This is a genomic window from Serratia sp. 506_PEND (assembly GCF_001076875.1).
Taxonomy (GTDB): domain Bacteria; phylum Pseudomonadota; class Gammaproteobacteria; order Enterobacterales; family Enterobacteriaceae; genus Serratia; species Serratia marcescens.
Genome location: NZ_JVEL01000450.1, coordinates 1 through 1,470, shown reverse-complemented (window position 1 = coordinate 1,470; position 1,470 = coordinate 1). Strand labels below are relative to the sequence as shown.

The following is a 1,470-nucleotide window of genomic DNA, read 5'->3' as shown; positions in this document are numbered from 1 at the left end:
TGACGGGAGAACCCGTCCCGTCCGTCGTCCTGAAAACGGACATGGTAGCGATACTTACGCCATATCCGGTGAAGAAGGGTCAGCAGGCGATGATGGAAAAAATCCAGAAACAGTCCGAGACGCGATTCCTGCCACGCGTACTCCCAGGCCAGTTCGTCAAGGTAATAGCCGGGCATCGGAGACTGACTGCCATGCAGACCCAGAAAGGCCACTTCAAGATGGTGCAACCCACTGTCGTCCTGGCTTAAGCTGACAATGTCGCCGGGATGAAAGCCCAGCGAAGCCGTGGCAGTAAAGCGCACACGCTCCTGTTCAGGGTGAATATCCTGGTCAGATTCGGGATCGACGTTTTCCAGCAAATGGAGCAATTCAACCAGCGGGAAGAAAGAAAACTGTGCAATCTCCCCACAGGCAATCACATCATCGAGTGCTGACCTGCCTGTACCGGCCATCGGTAACACTCCTTGTTGTCCAGGTTGTACACCTCCAGCAGATGAAACGCGTTCACGCTGGCGTAGAGGGAGAGAAAATGCGCCAGCACGGTGCTAAAAAGATACAGTTCGCCTTCTCCCGCAAAGGCCGACTGACGCACAAAGAGGCGGGATTTCAGGCCGCGCACCGGCATACCGCGTATCAGGCGATCAACCGGCACGGTCTCAATACGCTCGATCCCCGCCAGTCGCTTACGCGATGCCTGTTCAGCCTGCTTGTCATACAGCGCTGGAAAATCCCAGGTGCGCAACACCTGCGTCAGCGCGTCCGGACTCAGCAATGAGACATAGTTCAGTGACATGCTGGAAATCAGCATCCACTGCAGGCTGCCATCCAGCACAGGACGTAGTGAACGCGTTGGGCGGGTAATATTGCGGAAAGTGAAAAAATTGGGCGTGGCATTCGTCGGGACGCAAATGTCCCCCACCTTCAACTGTGCTGCACGTTCTCTGTTGGTACAGGTCATGGTGACAGAGACTGCTTCATCTTTTCCGACCACTTCCGTTTCGTCGCTCCGGACGAAAGACAGTGAATGCTCAAAGCCCTCGCCGTTGACGGCCTCGCGAACCCTGAGGCGGTAATACAGCGCCAGACGCCCGTTTGCACGTTCAATCTGGTGCTGAAAACTTTCAAAAGGCTGATACACCCGGGTGCCGCCCCGCGCACGGCCATCCGGGCCCTCCACCCAGCCTTCTACATTGTTCACAGAAAAAATCTCGTAGCTGTCAGGATGACTATAGCTGGCGCGTAATGGATATTCCGTTTGCTGTCCGGTGAGGGCCACCGGTTCACTGTCATGATGGAAAAGATTGATGGCAGGCACACAGTTCAGCATGAAAGCATCCTGGCGGATCTTCAGTGAAGGGGGCAGCGGACGTTCAAAACAGAAATGCAGTTTAAATGACGACACAGCCATCGGTTGCTTCGGCCAGTGGCCCCCGGCAAGATGGAAAAACAGAAAACTTTCAGGGAAACAGA

The 1,470-nt window shown here is 55.0% G+C and carries 2 protein-coding genes; both read right to left on the bottom strand.

Features of this window, described 5'->3' with window-relative positions; genetic code table 11:
* Window positions 1–452: type VI secretion system baseplate subunit TssG (locus ADK28_RS17495; RefSeq protein WP_048796265.1), on the bottom strand; the 452-nt coding region annotated here is incomplete at its 3' end.
* Window positions 416–1,470 (bottom strand): type VI secretion system baseplate subunit TssF (gene tssF, locus ADK28_RS17490; protein ID WP_048796264.1); only part of this gene is annotated, 1,055 nt, incomplete at its 5' end. The genes tssF and ADK28_RS17495, both read right to left, overlap by 37 nt.